Annotated in this window: 17 protein-coding genes; 16 read left to right on the top strand and 1 reads right to left on the bottom strand. The window is 50.5% G+C overall.

Annotation, left to right across the window (positions count from 1 at the left end; translation table 11 throughout):
- The first annotated feature begins 13 nt into the window (after window positions 1-13).
- From def to serS, 13 genes are all read left to right on the top strand, one after another.
- Window positions 14-487: a peptide deformylase gene (gene def, locus DW931_RS02245; protein ID WP_118293195.1), complete on the top strand. Its 474-nt coding sequence runs from the start codon at window positions 14-16 to the stop codon at window positions 485-487.
- A 49-nt stretch (window positions 488-536) separates the two neighbouring features.
- The gene (gene fmt, locus DW931_RS02240) at window positions 537-1,481 is read left to right on the top strand and encodes a methionyl-tRNA formyltransferase (protein ID WP_118482175.1); all 945 of its coding nucleotides are present in this window, start codon (window positions 537-539) and stop codon (window positions 1,479-1,481) included.
- 66 nt (window positions 1,482-1,547) lie between these two features.
- Window positions 1,548-2,264 (top strand): zinc metallopeptidase, encoded by a 717-nt coding sequence (locus DW931_RS02235; protein ID WP_118482174.1) that lies wholly within the window; start codon window positions 1,548-1,550, stop codon window positions 2,262-2,264.
- Window positions 2,257-3,588, top strand: coding sequence for a 16S rRNA (cytosine(967)-C(5))-methyltransferase RsmB (gene rsmB / locus DW931_RS02230; RefSeq protein WP_118482173.1), 1,332 nt, complete (start codon window positions 2,257-2,259; stop codon window positions 3,586-3,588). Before DW931_RS02235 ends, rsmB begins: the two co-directional genes overlap by 8 nt.
- A gap of 71 nt (window positions 3,589-3,659) precedes the next feature.
- A complete protein-coding gene (rlmN, locus tag DW931_RS02225) occupies window positions 3,660-4,724 on the top strand; it encodes a 23S rRNA (adenine(2503)-C(2))-methyltransferase RlmN (RefSeq protein WP_022358690.1) in 1,065 nt (354 codons plus the stop codon).
- Window positions 4,721-5,467 carry a Stp1/IreP family PP2C-type Ser/Thr phosphatase gene (locus DW931_RS02220; RefSeq protein ID WP_118482172.1) on the top strand — a complete coding sequence of 249 codons (747 nt, stop codon included), beginning with the start codon at window positions 4,721-4,723 and terminating at the stop codon, window positions 5,465-5,467. The genes rlmN and DW931_RS02220 overlap by 4 nt, the downstream gene beginning before the upstream one ends.
- Window positions 5,464-7,710, top strand: a complete 2,247-nt coding sequence (pknB, locus tag DW931_RS02215; RefSeq protein ID WP_118626851.1) for a Stk1 family PASTA domain-containing Ser/Thr kinase — start codon at window positions 5,464-5,466, stop codon at window positions 7,708-7,710. Before DW931_RS02220 ends, pknB begins: the two co-directional genes overlap by 4 nt.
- 25 nt (window positions 7,711-7,735) lie before the next feature.
- Entirely contained in the window at window positions 7,736-8,629 is an 894-nt protein-coding gene (gene rsgA, locus DW931_RS02210) for a ribosome small subunit-dependent GTPase A (RefSeq protein ID WP_106999960.1), read from the top strand.
- A 32-nt stretch (window positions 8,630-8,661) separates the two neighbouring features.
- Window positions 8,662-9,327 carry a ribulose-phosphate 3-epimerase gene (rpe, locus tag DW931_RS02205; RefSeq protein WP_022360278.1) on the top strand — a complete coding sequence of 222 codons (666 nt, stop codon included), beginning with the start codon at window positions 8,662-8,664 and terminating at the stop codon, window positions 9,325-9,327.
- Window positions 9,324-9,983 (top strand): thiamine diphosphokinase, encoded by a 660-nt coding sequence (locus DW931_RS02200; protein WP_333490929.1) that lies wholly within the window; start codon window positions 9,324-9,326, stop codon window positions 9,981-9,983. Before rpe ends, DW931_RS02200 begins: the two co-directional genes overlap by 4 nt.
- A gap of 117 nt (window positions 9,984-10,100) precedes the next feature.
- Window positions 10,101-10,703 (top strand): ECF transporter S component, encoded by a 603-nt coding sequence (locus DW931_RS02195; protein WP_022360276.1) that lies wholly within the window; start codon window positions 10,101-10,103, stop codon window positions 10,701-10,703.
- Between the two features lie 462 nt (window positions 10,704-11,165).
- A complete protein-coding gene (locus tag DW931_RS02190) occupies window positions 11,166-12,002 on the top strand; it encodes a pyridoxamine kinase (RefSeq protein WP_118482171.1) in 837 nt (278 codons plus the stop codon).
- A gap of 279 nt (window positions 12,003-12,281) precedes the next feature.
- Window positions 12,282-13,559 carry a serine--tRNA ligase gene (gene serS, locus DW931_RS02185; RefSeq protein ID WP_022360274.1) on the top strand — a complete coding sequence of 426 codons (1,278 nt, stop codon included), beginning with the start codon at window positions 12,282-12,284 and terminating at the stop codon, window positions 13,557-13,559.
- Window positions 13,560-13,669: 110 nt separating this feature from the next.
- Here the strand turns inward: serS and DW931_RS02180 are convergent, their stop codons facing one another.
- Window positions 13,670-15,412 carry an NFACT RNA binding domain-containing protein gene (locus DW931_RS02180; RefSeq protein WP_118482170.1) on the bottom strand — a complete coding sequence of 581 codons (1,743 nt, stop codon included), beginning with the start codon at window positions 15,410-15,412 and terminating at the stop codon, window positions 13,670-13,672.
- A 144-nt stretch (window positions 15,413-15,556) separates the two neighbouring features.
- On the opposite strand from DW931_RS02180, the gene DW931_RS02175 reads away from it, so the two are divergent.
- The 3 genes from DW931_RS02175 to rpoZ all read left to right on the top strand — a co-directional run bounded on the left by DW931_RS02175 (window position 15,557) and on the right by rpoZ (window position 17,436).
- Window positions 15,557-16,435 (top strand): YicC/YloC family endoribonuclease, encoded by an 879-nt coding sequence (locus tag DW931_RS02175; protein WP_118482169.1) that lies wholly within the window; start codon window positions 15,557-15,559, stop codon window positions 16,433-16,435.
- A gap of 108 nt (window positions 16,436-16,543) precedes the next feature.
- Window positions 16,544-17,164, top strand: a complete 621-nt coding sequence (gene gmk, locus DW931_RS02170) for a guanylate kinase (protein WP_022360271.1) — start codon at window positions 16,544-16,546, stop codon at window positions 17,162-17,164.
- Window positions 17,165-17,181: 17 nt separating this feature from the next.
- Window positions 17,182-17,436: a DNA-directed RNA polymerase subunit omega gene (rpoZ, locus tag DW931_RS02165; RefSeq protein ID WP_347501656.1), complete on the top strand. Its 255-nt coding sequence runs from the start codon at window positions 17,182-17,184 to the stop codon at window positions 17,434-17,436.
- Window positions 17,437-17,676 lie beyond the last annotated feature (240 nt).

Here is a 17,676-nt window from a genome sequence, read left to right as displayed (position 1 = left end):
AAGAGTGTATAAAATGGCAATCCGGTCAATTAGAACTATTGGCGATGAGGTACTGAAAAAAGAGTGTAAGGCAGTGACGGAGGTAACCGATCACACACTTGAACTGATAGAGGATATGTTTGACACGATGTATTCAGCCGGCGGCGTAGGTCTGGCAGCACCGCAGGTCGGTATCCGCAAACAGATCGTAGTAATCGACGTGGAGGACGGCAACCAGTATGTCCTGATCAATCCGGTCATCGAGGAAATGTCCGGCAGCCAGACTGGTCAGGAAGGCTGTTTAAGCGTTCCGGGCAAGGCTGGTATGGTAACCCGTCCGAGCCACGTAAAGGTACGCGCGCTGAACGAAAAAATGGAAGAGTTTGTCCTGGAAGCAGATGATTTCCTGGCACGTGCGATCTGCCATGAGTGCGATCATCTGCACGGACATCTGTATGTGGAGTTGGTAGAAGGTCCGTTAGAGGATGTAACGGCAGAGGAAGAATAAAGCACATTGGCAGAATGAGAGAAAAACAAGAGTGGGGTGACAGGCAGATATGAAGATCGTATTTATGGGAACACCGGATTTTGCGGTTCCGACACTGGAAGCGCTCTATCAGAGCCGGCATGAAGTAGCGGCGGTGGTGACACAGCCAGATAAGCCGAAGGGACGCGGCAAGGCGATGGCAATGCCGCCTGTCAAGGAAAAAGCGCTGGAATATGGAATCCCGGTGTATCAGCCGGTGCGCGTCCGCAAGGATGAGGCATTTTTTGAGGAATTGACGAAGATTCAGCCGGATGTGATCGTCGTGATTGCATTTGGTCAGATTCTGCCGGAGCGGATTCTGAACCTGCCGAAATACGGCTGTATCAACATCCATGCGTCGCTTCTGCCAAAATACCGTGGGGCAGCCCCGATCCAGTGGGCGGTCATCAATGGCGATGAGGTCAGCGGTGTGACGACGATGCAGATGGATGTCGGTCTGGACACCGGAGATATCCTGGATACCGTGGAAGTACGCCTGGATCCGAAAGAGACAGGCGGCAGCCTGTTTGACCGCTTGAGCCTTGCGGGAGGAAAGCTGATTCTCTCCACGCTTGAAAAAGCGGAGGCGGGAATCCTGCATCCGGTTAAACAAGATGAGGCAGAGGCAACCCATGTGACAATGCTCGATAAGTCGATGGGGCAGATCGACTGGTCGATGGATGCGGCAGTGATTGAGCGCCTGATCCGCGGCTTAAATCCATGGCCGAGCGCTTATACAAAATTTGAAGGAAAAACCCTGAAAATCTGGTCGGCGGATGTCGAGGAAGATGCGGCGGGAAGGCCGTCACCGGAGACATTCGGACAGGTGGTATGTGTCGGTAAAGATGCATTCTCTGTCCAGACCGGCAAAGGGCTTCTCACAATTCGGGAACTTCAGCTGGAAGGCAAGAAGCGGATGGATACGGCGGCATTTTTACGCGGATATCCGGTGGAAACGGGAGTAAAGCTCGGATAAAATGAATGCTTCAGCAGGAACTGAACTGCTACAGGCAGCCAGGCGTTTGAAAGGAGTTGGAGTGATATGTACGGATACGGATATGGATATTACAGTATGTTTGATCCGACGATGATTCTGGTATTAATTGGTGTATTTCTGTCATTAGGGGCATCTGCGAAGGTGAAAAGCACCTACGCGCGGTTTTCAAGAGTCCGGAGCATGACTGGCATGACGGGAGCCGAGGCGGCGAGACAGCTTTTAAATTCACAGGGCATCTATGATGTCCAGATCCGCCAGGTGGCAGGCAGTCTGACCGACCACTATGATCCGCGGACCAAGACTGTGAATTTATCTGAGAGTGTATATGGTTCTACTTCGGTCGCGGCGATCGGTGTTGCGGCGCATGAGTGCGGACATGCGATGCAGGATGCATCTGAGTATGTTCCGCTGCGCCTGCGCGGTTCAATGGTGCCGGTGGTCAACATCGGCGCACAGCTTTCCTGGCCTATGATCCTGATTGGTGTCCTGATCGGCGGCATGGGATCTCCGATCGTTTCACTTGGAATTCTTTTATTTTCCTTGTCGGTGCTGTTCCAGCTGGTGACGCTTCCGGTTGAGTTCAATGCATCCGCGCGTGCGGTACGTCTGCTTGATTCAACAGGGATTCTTCGCGGGGAAGAAGTTGGATATACCAAACAGGTGCTTGGTGCGGCGGCACTGACGTATGTGGCAGCGGCGGCTGGTTCGATTTTACAGCTTCTGCGTCTGATTATATTATTTGGAGGACGACGCGATGACTGATGGAACTGCGCTGCGTGAAATAGCGGCAGAAATTTTGACTGAGATTCTGGAAAAGGGACAGTATACACATCTGGCCCTTTTTCAGGCTCTTTCTAAATATCAGTATCTGGAGAAATCAGACCGCTCGTTTTTAAAACGGATTGTGGACGGGACGGTGGAGTATAAAATCCAGATTGATTATATTATCAACGCATATTCCAAAACAAAAGTTCATAAGATGAAACCGTTTATCCGCACACTTCTGCGGATGAGCGTGTACCAGATTTATTATATGGACCGTGTACCGGATTCGGCGGCGTGCAATGAGGCGGTGCGCCTTGCGAAAAAACGCGGATTTTCCGGACTTTCCGGCTTTGTAAATGGTGTGTTGCGTTCTGTGGTGCGTGGAAAAGGCAAACTGACCTTCCCGGATGATTCAGTGCGGTATTCAATGCCGGACTGGATTTTATCTCTCTGGGAGGAAAACTATGGGGCAGAGACGACGCACAGGATGGCACAGGCTGGTCTGGAGAAACGTCCGTTTATGGTGCGGTTTGCCGAGAGCCGTGCAGGGAAAGAAGAGATTCTTGCCTCCCTGTCCGCCCAGGGCGTGACGGCAGAGGAGACAGCGACGGGAAGCGGCGTTTACCGTCTGACGGGAGTGGACTATCCAGAGAGTCTGGATGCGTTCCGCGAAGGACTAATCCGGATTCAGGACCTGAGTTCGTCGCTGGCAGGTGATGCGGCGGGTATTAAAGAGGGTGATTTTGTACTCGATGTCTGTGGGGCACCGGGTGGAAAAGGGCTTCATGCGGCGGATCTGCTGTACGGAACTGGACAGGTTGAGATCCGGGATGTGAGTGATTACAAGGTATCTTTGATCAAGGAGAATATTGCCTGCAGCGGCTGTACAAACGTCTCTGCCTGCGCCTGGAATGCGTGTGAATTCGATGCTTCGATGGAGCAGAAAGCGGATGTGGTCATTGCCGATCTGCCGTGTTCAGGACTTGGCATTATCGGACGCAAGCCGGATATCAAATACAACGCTTCAATGGACGGAATCCGGGACCTGGCTGCATTGCAGCGGCAGATGCTGTCGGTGGTCTGGCAGTACGTGAAGCCGGGTGGAGTGCTGGTTTACAGCACCTGCACGGTCAACCGTCTGGAAAATGATGAAAACCGGGCATGGTTTTTAAACGAATATCCATTTGAGCCGGTTGATATCAGTGGTCGTCTGGGGATTGATTTTCAGGAAGACAGCCTGAAAGAGGGATACATCCAGCTCTATCCGGGCGTTCATCCGTGTGATGGATTTTTCATCTCTGTGATGAAAAGAAAAGGATAACTGGACGGAACAGCGTATGAATACAGGAAAGACTCCGAGAGTGCATATAGGAGAGAGGGAGGCAGTCCGATATGGAAAAGCAGGATATAAAATCAATGACGCAGGAGGAACTGCGTGCCTTTTTGGTGAGTCTGGGTGAAAAACCATTCCGGACCGCCCAGATCTATCAGTGGATGCATGAAAAACTGGCATCTTCCTTTGACGATATGACAAACCTTTCCAAGGTACTCCGGCAGAAGCTGCAGGACGCGTGCGAGTATGTATCGCTGGAAAAGGTACGGGTGCAGATTTCGCAGATCGATGGAACCCGCAAGTACCTGTTCCGCCTCGCGGACGGCAATGTCATCGAGAGTGTCCTGATGCGTTATAAGCATGGAAATTCCGTTTGTATTTCCTCGCAGGTGGGGTGTCGGATGGGCTGCCGTTTCTGTGCTTCGACCCTGGACGGCCTGGAACGGAACCTGCGCCCGTCGGAGATGCTGGACCAGATTTATCAGATTCAGCGCGATACAGGCGAACGCGTTTCCAACGTGGTTGTGATGGGATCGGGTGAACCGCTGGACAATTACGATAACCTGATCCGCTTTATCCATCTTTTGACGGAGGAAGGCGGACTGCATATCAGTCAGCGGAATGTGACGGTTTCCACCTGTGGGCTGGTTCCGAAGATCCGGGAGCTGGCAGATCAGGGACTGACCATCACGCTGGCACTTTCTCTGCATGCGCCGAATGACGAGGTGCGGAAGAGCCTGATGCCGATCGCGCGTACATATGCGTTAAAGGATGTATTGGCGGCCTGTCATTACTATTTTGAAAAAACGGGACGCCGCATGACGTTTGAGTACAGCCTGGTGCAGGGAGTCAACGACAATCTGGACGAGGCGCGCGAGCTGGCGGCGCTGATTCAGGATCAGCACGGGCATGTGAATCTGATTCCGGTCAATCCGATCAAGGAGCGCTCTTATGTACAGTCGGGACGGAAAGCGATCGAAGCATTTAAGGGATGTCTGGAATCCAAGGGAATCAATGTGACAATCCGGCGCGAGATGGGGCGCGACATAGACGGTGCCTGCGGACAGCTCCGGAAGAGCTATATGGATAAAGAGCAGGAGAAAGAAGGTGCGGCAGTCAAATGAAAGCATACGCACTGACGGATATCGGAAAAACGCGTAAGGTCAATCAGGATGCTCAGTTTGCCAGCACGGAGCCGGTGGGAGAACTTTCCAACCTGTTTGTTGTGGCGGACGGAATGGGCGGTCATCAGGCGGGAGATTTTGCTTCGCGCTATCTGATCGAGCATATGCCGGAATATATCAAAGAGAGTGGTGAGAATGAGCCGGTCGCGGCGCTTCGAAAGGGGATCGAGGCAGTCAATCAGGAACTTTATACCCTTTCCTGTGAGCGCGAGGAGCTTGCCGGCATGGGAACAACGCTGGTAGCGGCTTCAATTCAGGGAAATACACTCTATGTGGCAAACGTGGGGGACAGCCGTCTCTACCGGATTGAGCGCTCCGGCATTCATCAGATTACCCGGGATCATTCCTACGTGGAGGCGATGGTCTCGCTGGGACAGATGAGCCGCGGCAGCCGGGAATATGAGACGAAGAAAAATATCATTACCCGCGCAGTCGGGATCGGTGGGCATGTGGAGCCGGATTTCTTTGAGGTTTCACTGAACCCGGGCGATTACGTACTGCTGTGTTCGGACGGGTTAACCAATATGGTGGATAATTCAGCAATTTACCGGATGGTGCTTCTGCCGGGAACCCTGGACACCAAGGCAAGGGCGCTCACGGCGCTCGCAAACCAGAACGGCGGGAAAGATAATATCGCGGTCATATTGATTGACCCGCAGATCAAGGAGGTGAGAGAATCATGATGCTGAAACCGGGAACCTATCTGCAGGATCGCTATGAGATCCTCTCACTGATTGGTACGGGCGGCATGTCAGAGGTGTATCAGGCAAAATGCCACACTCTGAACCGTCTGGTGGCGATCAAGGTTTTAAAGGATGAGTACAGCCAGGATGCGAATTTCGTCAGCAAATTCAAGATGGAGGCGCAGGCGGCGGCAGGGCTTTCCCATCCAAATATTGTGAGTGTTTATGACGTTGTGGATGAGGGCAGTCTTCATTATATCGTCATGGAACTCATCGAGGGAATCACGCTGAAAAGCTACATTCTCAAGAAAGGTCATCTGGGCGTTAAAGAAACGATTGGAATTGCCATCCAGGTAGCGCAGGGGCTGGCAGCGGCACATGACCAGCATATTGTGCACCGGGACATCAAACCGCAGAATATGATTATCTCGCGTGACGGCAAGGTGAAGGTGGCGGATTTCGGTATTGCCAGAGCTGTATCGTCCCAGACGATCGGGGTCAATGCGGTCGGTTCCGTGCATTATATCTCGCCGGAGCAGGCAAAAGGAAATTATAGCGACGGACGAAGCGATCTGTATTCACTGGGAATCACGATGTATGAGATGCTAACAGGAAAACTTCCGTTTGACGGGGATAACCCGGTTTCAGTGGCACTGGCGCATTTGGAAGAACCGGTGCAGCCGCCGAGCCGCATCAACCCGGAGGTGTCGGCAAGCCTGGACCGCATTATTTTAAAATGTACCCAAAAAAAGCCGGAACGCCGTTACCAGAATGCGTATGAGCTGATCGCGGATCTGCGCCATGCGCTGGTGGATCCAAACGATGATTTCCTGAAAAAAGAACCGGAATTTGATGAAAATTCCCCGACAGTCGTGCGCGGGGCAGAGGAACTGAACCGCCAGATGGAGGCACAGAGAAATCGAAATCTGGAACAGACGATGGAACATCCGGCAGTGAGTGAAAAGACCGGACCGGTTCCGACAGAAAATGAACGTGGTGAGGTAGTCTGGAAAGAGCCGGAACCGTCGGAGAACGAGATAGAAGGTTGGCAGGAAGAAGAGACGGATGTCTATGAGGAAGAAACCTCAAGGCGCCCAGACCGTAGACGGAAGGGACGCCGTATAGAAGAAGACAGCGAGGATGTCAATCCGCAGATGGAGCGCCTGCTTACGATGATTGGAATCGGTGCAGCCGTATTGATTGTGGTGGTTGTGATTGTCATTGCTGCGAAGTTGACAGGCATCTTTAATCTGGGATCTGGTAGTCAGAAGCATCCGAAGACGACCGTTGAAGCTTCTTCGGAGGCGTCTGAGAGCGAGAGTCTGGAATCAACGGAGTGCAGGGTTCCGCCTCTGGACGGCATGACGGAGGATGAGGCGAAGACAGCATTGGAAAAGCAGTCGTTGAAAATCCGTTATGAATATGAAAAGTCGGAAACCTCTGAAAAGGGGAAGGTCATCGGTCAGAGTATTGCCAGCGGCACGGTTGTCTCGAAACAGACGGAAGTTATCGTCACGATCGGAGAAGGCAATGAGGCAATAGATTTGACGAAACTTGGACTGGAAGAGATGTCCAGCGAGGATGCAGAGACGCTTCTGGCAGAAGAAAATAAACTGACCGTAGTAGTGCAGAAAGAGAGCAGCGATACGGTTGCCTCCGGTATAGTGATCCGATACAGTCCGTCCAGCGTGGATCCAGGCGGTACGGTGACGCTGTATGTCAGCACAGGTCCGAACGTACCGACGGTACCGATGCCGAGGATTACAGGGCTTTCAGAGGAAAATGCAAAAGTTGTTCTGGAAGCGGTCGGATTAGGGCTTGGCGAGCGCAAGGAAGCGAAGAGTTCAGAAGTGGCAAAGGGCAAGATCATCAGTCAGGATGTCCTGGAGAAAACAGATACACCGGAGGGAAGTGCCATTGGCTATACAGTCAGTCTGGGAAAAGGAACCCGCTATGTGGCGGCGATCAACGATGAATTCCAGATGAGTGAACTGTTTGGACCAAGTTCCGGAGATACGCATATCCGCGTCAGTATTGTGATGAAGCAGACGATTGCCGGCAATACTGTGACTAAGACGGTCATGGAACCGAGGGAGATCGGCGGCGATATCACGCTTCCGATTCATTATAATATCGAGGGAGCGGACGGTGTGCAGACAGGTGAGCTGCAGATCCTCGATCTGACGAACGATCGGGTTCTAAAAACGTATCAGCTTGAATTTGTGGAAGTTTCAGATAATTAATAAGAGGTAGTTGTAAGGTACAGATATGCAGGGAAAGATAATTAAAGGGATCGGCGGTTTCTATTATGTACACGACGGTATTGGAAAGGTATATGAATGCCGTGCAAAGGGAATTTTCCGAAATCGCGGCATCAAGCCGCTGGTAGGCGATGACGTGGAGATCAGTGTTCTCGATGAGGAGAAGGCGACAGGCAATCTCGATGAGATCCTTCCTCGTAAAAACCGTCTGATCCGCCCGGCGGTTTCAAATGTTGATCAGGCGGTGGTGGTTTTTGCCATCACCGATCCGATGCCAAATTTAAACCTTCTCGACCGCTTCCTCGTCATGATGGAACGGCAGGAAGTTCCGGTCAGCATCTGTTTCAACAAGATCGATCTGGTTGATGCAGCCGAGCAGGAGAAGCTGCGTGCGATCTATGAACCGGCGGGCTATCCGGTGCATTTTATCAGCACCTACGAAAAATCAGGGCTGGAGGAGTTTCATCGGTTGATCATTGGGAAAACAACGGTCTTAGCAGGACCTTCGGGTGTCGGAAAATCGTCGATCACGAACTTTATCCAGCCGGAGGCACAGATGGAAACGGGCGGTATCAGTGAGAAGATCCGCCGGGGCAAACATACGACGCGCCATTCAGAACTGTTTTTCGTGGAAGAGAGCACCTATATGATGGATACGCCGGGATTCAGTTCTCTCTATATCGAGGATTTGGAGCCGGAGGCGCTCAAGGACTTTTTCCCGGAATTTGAGGCATATGAGGATGAATGCCGTTTCTTAGGCTGTGTCCACATTGGCGAGCGCGAATGCGGCGTCAAGACGGCGGTGCAGGAGCATAAGATCGGGCAGAGCCGGTATGACAATTACCGTTTGATGTATCAGGAATTAAAAGAGAAAAAGAAATACGGCAGAAGCAGCCGTTGAGGATATTATACAAAAAATGGGAGGAAAGAACCATGATTATATTATCACCTTCGATTCTGGGGGCAGATTTTACGAAGCTGGGAGAGCAGGTCGCTGAGGTGGACAAGGCAGGTGCACAGTACATCCATCTGGATGTGATGGATGGCGCGTTTGTGCCGAGTATCTCCTTTGGAATGCCGGTAATTAAGAGCCTGCGCCCGGTGACGGATCGTGTGTTTGACGTACACATGATGGTGGAAGAACCGGGACGTTACGTAGAGGATATCAAAAAAGCGGGGGCGGATCTGATCTGTGTGCATCAGGAAGCCTGTCTTCATCTGGACCGCACGATCGCGCAGATCCGTGAGGCAGGGCTGCAAACAGGTGTAGCGTTAAATCCGGCGACCCCGGTCGAGACACTGGATGTTATTTTGCCGGAGGTGGACATGGTTCTTCTGATGACGGTCAACCCGGGATTTGGCGGTCAGAAATTTATTCCATATACGGTAGAAAAAATCAAGAAGCTGCGCGCAATGTGCAGCGAGAGGGGACTTTCCACCCGCATTGAGGTGGACGGAGGAATCACGCCGGACAATGTGCGGACGGTATTAGAGGCAGGAGCCGATGTGATCGTGGCGGGAAGCGCCGTATTTAAGGGAAACCCGGCTGGGAATGTAAAAACATTTTTAAATATTTTTCAGGAATTTGAACAGGGATGATGAAGATGAAGCGTTGTTTGATTGTGACAGGCGGAACGATTGATATTGCGTTTGCGAAAGATTTTCTCTCACAGCGCTCGTATGACTATGTAATTGCGGCAGATGCGGGGCTGGAGGTTCTGCGCCCGCTGCATATTTCTCCGAATGCGGTGGTCGGCGATCTGGACACGGTGGATAAAAAGGTTCTGGAAGAATATCAGAACCAGCCGGACATCGAATTTGAGATCCATAAACCGGAGAAGGATGAGACGGATACGGAGCTGGCGCTTTTGACGGCGGCGCGCCAGGGCTGTGAGGCAGTTGATATCCTGGGGGCGCTGGGCGGCCGTATGGATCACGCCATCGGCAATATCCAGCTGATGTATCAGTTTTTCTGCCAGGGAATGGAAGTGAATATTTATGATGCCCGCAACCGCCTGTATCTTCTGGGCGGGCATAAGGTATTTCACCGGGAAAAGGTGTATGGAAAATACATTTCGTTCCTGCCGATGACCGAGACTGTCGAGGGACTGACGCTGCGGGGATTTAAATACCCGCTCCAGCGGCGGACGATCGGGCTGGGGACGAGTCTCTGCATCAGCAATGAACTCAAACGGGAAGAGGGCATTCTGGAGCTGGAGAGAGGCGTCCTTTTGTGCGTGGAGGCACATGATTAATCAGGATAAAAAAGTGGCAAGTTATAACTGACCTGCTTAAAATGATAAAAACTGTATGTTTTTCAGGGGACAAGATTGTGCTATGATGAGTCCAATAACAAGGGAGGATGAAACATCATGGCAAACAAATCAAATCAGGCTTACAAGATCGCGATGGTCGGTCTGCTGGCAGCTCTCTCCTATGTCGTATTTACATACGGACAGGTGAAGATCACACTTCCGGGCGGCGATGCAACTTCCATTCATCTGGGAAATGCAGTCTGTGTCATCGGGGCACTCTTAGTCGGCGGCTTTTACGGCGGTTTGGGAGGTGCTATCGGCATGACGATAGGTGACCTTCTCGATCCGGTTTATATTGTATATGCACCGAAGACATTTATCTGCAAACTCTGCATCGGACTGATCGCCGGATTCGTAGCACATCGTCTGGGCAAGATTGACCGGAGCACCGATAAGAACCACATCCTTGGTTTTACGATTGCAGCAGCGGTGGCAGGTCTTTTATTCAACGTCATTGCAGATCCGCTGATCGGATATTATTATAAACTCTGGATCATTGGTAAACCGGCGGCAGAGCTCACACTTGCATGGAATATCGCAGCGACTTCGATCAATGCGGTGACATCTACGATTGCGTCTGTTGTTATCTATATGGCAGTTCGTCCGGCACTCCGCAAGGCAGGTTTTCTGGATGCATTGTCTGTAGAAGCGAGAGCATAAGGCAATTTATCTCAGTCGAGAAGAATTAAAATGAAATACATACAGGAGACTGTGGTTGGGCAGAATGGGAAAAACATCTGTCCAGGCGCAGTCTCCTTGTTGCGTCATTGGAGTGTGCGGCTTATAAAACACAAATGCATAGATACACGCTTGTAGAAACCAGAATCATGCCGCAGGCAGTCGTATCTGCTGCGAGAATATGTTAGATTATAAAGTTGCTTAAAATTGATGTTGGGGTCAAAAGACGTTTTGACCCCTCTGATACCAGATTGCTCCGCACTATATGCTCCCGCAATCTTCAAAAACATTCGTAATTCGCTCATTTTTCTTGGGAAAATGGCTACTTACTCATGTTTTTGGCGGGTCCCAAGGTCAAAAATTCTCCTGCAAGCAAGCTTGCGTCGAACTTCTGACCTTTTGACCCTGGTATCTTAAAATTAAGAAAATGAGGAAAAATTATACATGGAAGGAATTCAGAAGAAAATAGCGGTTTTAAATGACCTGTCAGGCTACGGGCGCTGTTCGCTGACGGCTGCGATGCCGGTTATCAGCGCCCTCAAAGTACAGTGCTGTCCGGTGGTGACGGCGGTGCTGTCCAATCACGCGGGATATCCGGAATGCTATATGGATGATTATACCGATCGGATGGAGGCATACCTGGAGCCGTGGCGGAAGATGGGATTTGAGATGGACGGAATCATGACTGGATTCTTAGGTTCTGCCAGACAGGCGTCGATCGTGGCAGATTTTATCCGGGATTTCAAACGGGAAAATACGCAGGTTTTGGTAGATCCGACGATGGGCGACCACGGACATCTCTACAGCGTCTGTGACGAGGATCTGATCGAGGCGATGCGGGAGCTGATGCAGTATGCGGACGTTGTCACGCCAAATCTGACTGAAGCCTGTGCCCTGACGGACACGCTGTATCAGGAAAATGGATGGAGTAAGCGCAAGCTCTCAGATCTGACCTGGAAGCTTCATCTTTTGGGCGCGCGGTCAGTCATTTTGACAGGCGTGGTCAAGGGCAAACAGGTCCTCAACGTGATCCATGAGCGCGGCAAGGATCCGGTCTTTCATGCAACTAAATTTGTGGCGGGCAATTACCACGGAACCGGGGATGTCTTTGCAGCAGTCATCGGTGCCAGCATGGTGCGAGGTGTGCCGATGGAGGAAGCCGTCAGACGGGCGGCAGCTTTTACAAAAAAATGTGTGGAAAAGACAGAAGAACTTGGTGCCCCGGAGCAGGACGGACTGTGCCTGGAGGCGTGTCTGTCGTATTTGACGAAGTTGAGTTAAATATAATGGGCAGTCTATCCTGTTTTGTATCAAGAAGAACAGAGGTTACAGTTCACGGGTAGGCACTTTTGGAACCGAAAGTGCCGTAAGAAAACGTGGTGGCAGCAGGAATTTGCCGTATTTAAATGCGAAGCCACGGCAAATTCCGTTACTGTTCACGTATGCGTGAACAGTAACGAACAGAGGAACTCTTGAAACAGGGCTTTTCATTCGTACAAAGTTGTAGTATAATTATAACTAGTTTTCGTGCAGTTAATTGCATAACAGTAGGAGGAAGATATGTTAGATCTTAAATTCGTCAGAGAAAATCCTGACATTGTAAAGCAGAATATTAAAAATAAGTTCCAGGACAAGAAAATTCCGCTGGTAGATGAGGTAATTGAGCTGGATGCCAAGAACCGTGCAGCGAAGAAGGAAGCAGATGATCTGCGTGCGAACAAGAACAAGATTGCAAAACAGATCGGCGCTCTGATGGGTCAGGGAAAGAAAGAGGAAGCAGAAGAGCTGAAGAAACAGGTAGCAGAGCAGTCTGCCCGCCTGTCTGAGCTGGAAGAGCAGGAGAAGGATCTTGGCGAGCGCATCTTAAAGATTATGATGACCATCCCGAACATCATTGATCCGAGTGTTCCGATCGGTAAAGACGACAGCGAGAACGTAGAGATCGAGCGCTTCGGCGAGCCAGTTGTACCGGATTTCGAGATCCCGTACCACACCGAGATTATGGAGAAATTTAACGGCATCGATCTGGACAGTGCCAGAAAGGTAGCTGGAAATGGTTTCTATTACCTGATGGGCGATATCGCAAGACTTCATTCTGCTGTTATCGCATATGCAAGAGATTTCATGATTGACCGTGGATTTACCTACTGTATCCCGCCGTTCATGATCCGCAGCAATGTTGTAACCGGCGTTATGAGTTTCGATGAGATGGATGCGATGATGTACAAGATCGAGGGCGAGGATCTTTACCTGATCGGTACCAGCGAGCACTCTATGATCGGTAAATTCATTGATACCGTAGTTCCGGAGGAAGAGCTTCCGAAAACACTGACCAGCTATTCTCCGTGTTTCCGTAAAGAGAAGGGCGCTCACGGCATCGAGGAGAGAGGCGTATACCGCATCCACCAGTTTGAGAAACAGGAAATGATCGTAGTCTGCAAACCGGAAGACAGCAAGATGTGGTATGACAAACTGTGGAAGAACACCGTGGACCTGTTCCGTTCCATGGATATTCCGGTTCGTACTCTGGAGTGCTGCTCCGGAGACCTGGCTGATCTGAAAGTAAAATCCGTTGATGTAGAGGCATGGTCCCCGCGTCAGAAGAAATATTTCGAGGTTGGAAGCTGCTCCAACTTAGGTGATGCACAGGCAAGACGTCTGAAGATCCGTGTCAACGGCAAAGACGGCAAATACTTTGCACACACCTTGAACAACACTGTAGTAGCTCCGCCGCGTATGCTGATCGCATTCTTAGAGAACAACCTGCAGGCAGACGGTTCTGTCCGCATTCCGGAGGTTCTGCGTCCGTATATGGGTGGTAAGAGCGAGATTCGCTAAGTTCATTTGAGTCCAGTAAAAAAACGCCATGGGTTGTGTGCCTGTGGCGTTTTTTGCTGGACTCATTGTGAATTGCAGAAATATAGACATTGTCTTTTTTTCGGGCGGCATTATGATGGCAGTTCTTCCAGCTGATTCGACGGCGTCGCCATCATCGAATAATTCGTATGATAAATCACAAATCCCGGAGCAGCGCCCGCTACTTTTTTGACCTGCTTTTTCTGTACATAATCGATCTCAACTTTTTCATTTTCCCGTCCCTTGGAATAGTAGGCAGCCAGCCCGGCAGCTTCCTCGAAGGTGCGGTCCGGAAGCTCTTTTCCTTCGGATTTCACAATGACATGGGAACCCGGAATCCCTTTTGCGTGGAACCACCAGTCATTTCCAGTCGCGATCTTGAAGGTCAGCTCCTCATTCTGGTAGTTGTTTTTGCCGACGTAGATATGGAATCCGTCGGAGGAAAGGTAGTGGAATGGGCGGCTTGTGATTTTTACTTTCTTTCCAGCCGGACCGTGCTTTTTGATGAAGCCATATTCCGTCAACTCCTGCTTGATCTGGGTCAGATCTTCCTCCTTTAAGGCAATATCGAGGGAGGTACTGATGGATTCGAGGTGCTCGATCTCCTGCTTCGTCTCCTCAATGAGCTGGCTCTGAGCCTCGAAAGTACGTTTGAGTTTTCCATATTTGTCAAAATACTTCTGCGAATTTTCGCGGGCGGTCAGCTGCGGGTCAAGCGGGATCTTGACCTCTTTTCCTGTGTAGTAGTTCGTGCAGACAAGTTCTTTTTCGCCGTCGGTCAGCTCATAACCGTAGGTGTTTAACAGCTCGCCGTAGAGCTTGTATTTATCCCGTTTTTCGGTGTCCTTTAACTGTTTCTGCTGCAAATCGTATTTTTTATAATTGCGCTCCAGGGCAGTCTGGACGATCCGGCGCAGATCCGAGGATTTCTGGCGGATTCGTGTGATGACGTTCTTGGACGCATAGTAGGTCTCCAGCACTTTACTGATTGAATCAAAGTGTTCGACCTGATATTCCGGCGGGAACGAGGTCAATGGGAGAGCGGAAAATTCCATTGGCTCATCTTCACGGTATACGATGCAGGGCGAGAACTGTCCATTTTTGATGGATTCCATTGCCAGTTCCAGCGTGTGCCCGAGGTGCATGCGCTCCAGCTCATTCAGTTCCGATGCGGGGCGGTCGGCATCGATCGATGCCTCATAGCAGAATTCTTCTGCCATGACCGGGCTGATACCGGTGAAATTCGTGTAAATGGCTTTTCCTGCCGGTGCCGGTGACTGTGCCAGAATGGCGGCGTAATCATCGGCAGATGCAGTCAGCGGATCCTGCTTCGCGACCGTCTGCGGGAGGAAATATTGCCGTCCCGGCAGAACCTCGCGCACGGAGCTGACCTGCACGGAGATATGTTTGATACTGTCGAGGATCGTGCCGTCAGGGCTGCAGAAAATGATATTGCTGTATTTTCCCATCAGTTCGACAATAAGCAGCTTGCGGCAGAGGTCACCCATCTCGTCCAGGTGTTCGATCTCAAAATGAATACAGCGTTCCAGACCCGGCTGGCTGACCGACACGATGCGTCCGCTTCCGATGTGCTTGCGAAGCAGCATGCAGAAATTCGGGGCAGTCATCGGTCCCTGCTTGTTGGTATCCGTCAGATATGCCAGCGGGAGACTTGCGTTGACCGAGAGAAGAAGCCGTTTCGTCTCCCGGAAGTTCTTTATGGTAAAAAGAAGTTCATCGCGCTCGGTCTGCGTGATCTTTGCGATCTTGCCGCCGGTAAGCGCGTCACTAAACTCCTTAACCAGGTTTGCGATTACAATTCCGTCAAATGCCATGGTTTTGGTGCTCCTTTATTTGTGTAGTATCTACTATTATAATGAAAGAAGACACGAAAAACAATCACTTTTAAATTCGGTTGACGCTTGCGGCGATTTGCATTATAATACCATTATCTATGGATGAAAGAGAGAGGCGTCACTATGCTTAAAAGTATGACTGGATTTGGCCGATGCGAGATGGCAACGGATGAATATAAGATTTCTGTGGAGATGAAGGCGGTAAACCACCGTTACCTGGATCTCAGCATTAAGATGCCGAAGAAATTTAATTACTTTGAGGCGGCGATTCGCGCGCAGCTCAAGAAATACATTCAGCGGGGAAAGATAGATGTCTTTATTTCCTATGAAGATTATACGGATGAGAAGATGTCCTTAAAGTACAATCGTTCCCTGGCCGGCGAGTATATGGATTATTTTCGTCAGATGGCGGACGAGCTTGGGATTCCGAATGACGCGACGGTGATGCGTCTTGCACGGTGTCCGGAGGTCTTTACGATGGAACAGGTGCCGGAGGACGAGGAGCATATGTGGCAGATTCTCGAAAAGGCGATCGGCGAGGCGGCAGAGAAATTTGTCGAGACACGCACACGCGAGGGTGAGAATCTGAAGCAGGATCTGCTTGGCAAGCTGGACTATATGGTAACGCTGGTCGATCAGATTGAAGAACGTTCCCCGAAGATCGTGGAAGAATACCGGGCGAAACTGGAAGATAAGGTGAAAGAGCTTCTGGAAGGAAGCAGCGTCGATGAAGGTCGGATTGCGGCAGAGGTTGTGATTTTTGCAGATAAGATCTGCACCGATGAGGAGACGGTCCGCCTGAGAAGCCACATCGAGGCGACCCGCAAGGAGCTGACGGCGGGCGGAAGCGTCGGACGTAAGCTGGATTTCATTGCACAGGAGATGAACCGCGAGGCGAATACGATCCTTTCCAAGGCAAACGATCTGGAGGTTTCCGATTGTGCGATTGCACTCAAGACAGAGATCGAGAAAGTCAGAGAGCAGATTCAGAATATTGAATAGCCGATCATGCTGGAAGAGGTATTCACGGAAAGCTGCCGTTGGCGGTGAAAATACGGAGAATATGAAATATTGTAATAATAGATAGAATTTAGAAAGCAGGCGAAATATATGGATAATCAGGGAGTACTGGCAGTTATATCCGGATTTTCAGGGGCAGGCAAGGGAACATTGATGCGTGCATTGCTGGAGCGGTATGACAATTATGCCCTTTCCATCTCTGCGACCACCCGCGCACCGCGCGAGGGCGAGGTTGATGGAAGAGAGTATTTCTTTAAGACCCGGGAAGAGTTCGAACAGATGATCGAACACGATGAGCTGGTCGAATACGCCCAGTATGTCGGAAACTATTACGGCACACCGAAGGAGTATGTGTTTTCCAACCTGAAAGCGGGCAAGGATGTCCTTTTGGAGATTGAGATTCAGGGTGCCCTGAAAATCAAGAAGAAATTCCCGGAGGCAGTTCTCATTTTTGTCACGCCGCCGAGTGCCGGGGAGCTTAGAAACCGGCTGGCAGGTCGTGGAACCGAGACACCGGAGAAGATTGCCGCACGGCTTTCGAGAGCAGCGGAGGAGTCCAAGCAGATGGATGACTACGATTTCATTCTGGTGAATGATGAGGTAGACCGCTGTGTAGAAGAAATGCACGCACTGATTCAGGCGATGCATGCCAGAACAGAAAATCACAAGACTTTGATTGAAAAAATAAAAGAAGAGATGAAGCAATTCTGAAAGGAGAAAGATGTATTATGATGCTGCGTCCGTCATATCTTGACTTAATTAATGTTGTAAACAATGAGGCTGAGCCGGGGAAAGAACCGCTGATTCAGAGCCGTTACTCCATCGTAATTGCGACTGCAAAGCGTGCAAGACAGCTGATCGCCGGTGATGAGGCACTGGTCATTGAGAATGGAAGAAAACCGCTTTCGATCGCGATCGACGAGCTGTACCATTCTAAGGTTAAAATTGTAGCAGAGAACGATTCCCCGGAGGAAGAGGTCTAAAAGGTGACAGAAGACCGTCCCGTGTTCATTATGTACATGGAGATGGTCTTTTCTTAGATATAGAGTAACTGTTCAGTAGGTCTGCGCATCTACTGCGCTGACCGTACGAAAACATGGGCCAGCAGGCAAAAATCCCATTGCCGTAGGCAATTTTTAATGGATTTTTGCGCGTGACTGTGAAGGTACTGAACAGTTACGATATAGAATTTTTGTGACGGTTCAAATCGATTATGGTTACAG

Source organism: Clostridium sp. AM43-3BH, from assembly GCF_003479985.1.
Classification (GTDB): domain Bacteria; phylum Bacillota; class Clostridia; order Lachnospirales; family Lachnospiraceae; genus Otoolea; species Otoolea fessa.
The sequence above is the reverse complement of the archived record's forward strand: the minus strand, read 5'-3'. Positions and strand labels throughout refer to the sequence as shown.